Raw genomic sequence first — 2,295 nt, forward strand, 5'->3', positions numbered from 1 at the left:
TGCAGTAGCAGTAGATGCAGATGGGTACGTCTATAGTGGGGCGCAGGACAATACTGTAAAGAAAATCTCACCTTCTGGGGACGAAGTATGGACTTTTACGGGGCACACTAGCTCTGTCCGTGCAGTAGCAGTAGACGCAGATGGGTACGTCTATAGTGGGTCATTGGACGATACAGTAAAGAAAATACTCCAAGGCATAAAAATAACGGGAGTTGATTAACAGATGATTTTAATAACAGACGAAACAGGTCGTGTAACCTTACGCACCAACGAACCGACGGAAACACAGCGCCAAAAAGGCGAAGAAGTCGCCGACCTTCCAACGCCAGAATCACGCGAAGGCAAACGCGCCGTGCTATATCTCGATGCGGATAACCAACCGTATTATCAATACGTTGACGCGCCGTTATCAGAAGAAGATACGCGCAAAAAGCTCGACGAAATCACGCAAGAAAACGCCGGACTCGTTATGGGTAACGCTTCACAAGACGTAAAAATCACGACACTCGAACAAGAGAACGCAACCTTAACGATGAAAATAGCGCAATTGGAGGCGAATGCGAATGTTTAAAACGATCAAAAAGTATTACGACGGTGGATTCGACGGCTACACGAACGAAGGCGTAAAGATTTTCGTCCTCGCGAATTGGATTACGCCGAAACAATACAAAGAAATCACCGGTATCGACTACGTACCAAGCCAATAAACGCCACCTAGGCGTATTTTTTTTTATGCGTTCACACGAAAGGAGGCGGCAAAAACGTGGATATAAACGAGTTTCACGGTCTCACGCGCAAGCACCGACAGGGATACACCGGCAAAGGCGTTAAAATAGCAGTCATCGACACCGGCGCATGGGAAGGGCACGACGCCTTACGTGATCGCGTCGTAGCACGCCGTAACTTCGTACAGCCGGATTATAACGACACTAGCGACACACACGGACACGGCACGAGAGTTGCCGGCACAGTCGCAAACGTAGCGCCAGAAGCGGAACTTTTAATCGCGAAAGTATCGACTGGCGCGTTTTCGCTTGCATACCATACGGCGCAGGCGGTCGATTGGGCGGTGGCACAAGGCGCGGACGTGATCAATATATCGAGGGGTAGCAAGTACGACAGCCACGCGCAATACCTAGCGATAAGACGTGCACTAGATGCGGGCGTACTCGTCGTGTGCGCTGTCGGCAATGATGGGGACGGCGACGCTACAACGGATGAGGTTCGTTATCCGGCTTCTTATGATGACGTGGTCGCGGTCGGTGCGGTAGATAAAGACCGTCGTCCGGCTCGCTTTAGTAATAGCGATGTATCGGTGGATTGCGTCGCTTTAGGCGTAAACGTCCGAGTGCCTAATAACGACCCTAGATGGCCGTCTGGTACGACGATCGAAGACGGCACTAGTTACGCTACGCCGATCGTGGCAGGTATAGGTGCTATTTTGGTACAGCAATACGGCAGAGATCGGTTGTGTGATCGCTTATTAGCGCACTGTGAGCCGATTGACGCGGATAGACGTCTAGTCGGCGAGGGGGTGGTTACTTTGCGTAGAGACGTTGAGTTAGCGCCTGCTGTAAAACAACCTGCTGATAAGGCGGCTTCGTGGGCGCAGTCATCTTGGGTGCGAGGATATAATGAAGGTTGGATTGACGGCACGCGTCCCTCTGATTATATAAGTCGTCAAGAATTGGTCGTTATATTAGATAGATTGATACCGCGAGAATAAATTACTTGGGGTCTTTTTTCATGCCTACTACAGATAAAAAAGGGGGCAAATCATGGCAAAGGAAGAAGGTGAGCTTGTGAATGATGAATTTTTGCAACGTACAGTTGAACGGCATCAAGACGACTTGCAACAACTCAAGCTCGACGTTAAAGACCTAGACAATCGCGCAGATAAAATGGAGAGACGACTTGATGTACATGACGTACACATTAATACGCTTAACGAATCGTTAGGCGAGATTAGGGATGACACTAAGTGGATTAGGCGAATGCTTACAAAAATTGTGGTTGGTGCTGTTGTTACGGCGGTTATTGGCACAGTTATCACTGCCGCCTTTTCTTCGCCAGTGCAGTAAGGAGGGTTTAAATGTGCACATTCCAAAGCATTCCGAAACTTTCTGATCAACGTCAATCCCTGCCGAAACACCGTTGGCGACGATACAAAGATTACGGTATAGCGTCTAAGCGATATATCGCCATCCATCATTCTCTAACCCTTTCCGGTTCGGCGGAAGCCTTTGCGAATTACCACGTCAATACCCACGACTGGCCAGGCATCGGTTATCATTT

General features: G+C 49.2%; 5 protein-coding genes and 1 pseudogene. All 6 read left to right on the top strand.

Features of this window, described 5'->3' with window-relative positions; genetic code table 11:
* On the top strand, positions 1–220 hold a 220-nt coding region (locus tag G4V62_RS19010), incomplete at its 5' end, for a hypothetical protein (protein ID WP_212508856.1).
* Positions 221–223: 3 nt separating this feature from the next.
* Positions 224–571, top strand: a complete 348-nt coding sequence (locus G4V62_RS19015; RefSeq protein ID WP_165205207.1) for a hypothetical protein — start codon at positions 224–226, stop codon at positions 569–571.
* Positions 564–707, top strand: coding sequence for an XkdX family protein (locus tag G4V62_RS19020; RefSeq protein ID WP_165205209.1), 144 nt, complete (start codon positions 564–566; stop codon positions 705–707). Before G4V62_RS19015 ends, G4V62_RS19020 begins: the two co-directional genes overlap by 8 nt.
* Before the next feature lie 56 nt (positions 708–763).
* Positions 764–1,726 carry a S8 family serine peptidase gene (locus G4V62_RS19025; protein ID WP_165205211.1) on the top strand — a complete coding sequence of 321 codons (963 nt, stop codon included), beginning with the start codon at positions 764–766 and terminating at the stop codon, positions 1,724–1,726.
* A gap of 52 nt (positions 1,727–1,778) precedes the next feature.
* Positions 1,779–2,081 (top strand): hemolysin XhlA family protein, encoded by a 303-nt coding sequence (locus G4V62_RS19030; RefSeq protein WP_165205213.1) that lies wholly within the window; start codon positions 1,779–1,781, stop codon positions 2,079–2,081.
* Positions 2,082–2,092: 11 nt separating this feature from the next.
* Positions 2,093–2,295 (top strand): annotated as a pseudogene (locus tag G4V62_RS19035) (N-acetylmuramoyl-L-alanine amidase); the annotation flags it as partial.

It is taken from the genome of Litoribacterium kuwaitense, from assembly GCF_011058155.1.
In the GTDB taxonomy this organism is placed as follows: domain Bacteria; phylum Bacillota; class Bacilli; order Bacillales; family DSM-28697; genus Litoribacterium; species Litoribacterium kuwaitense.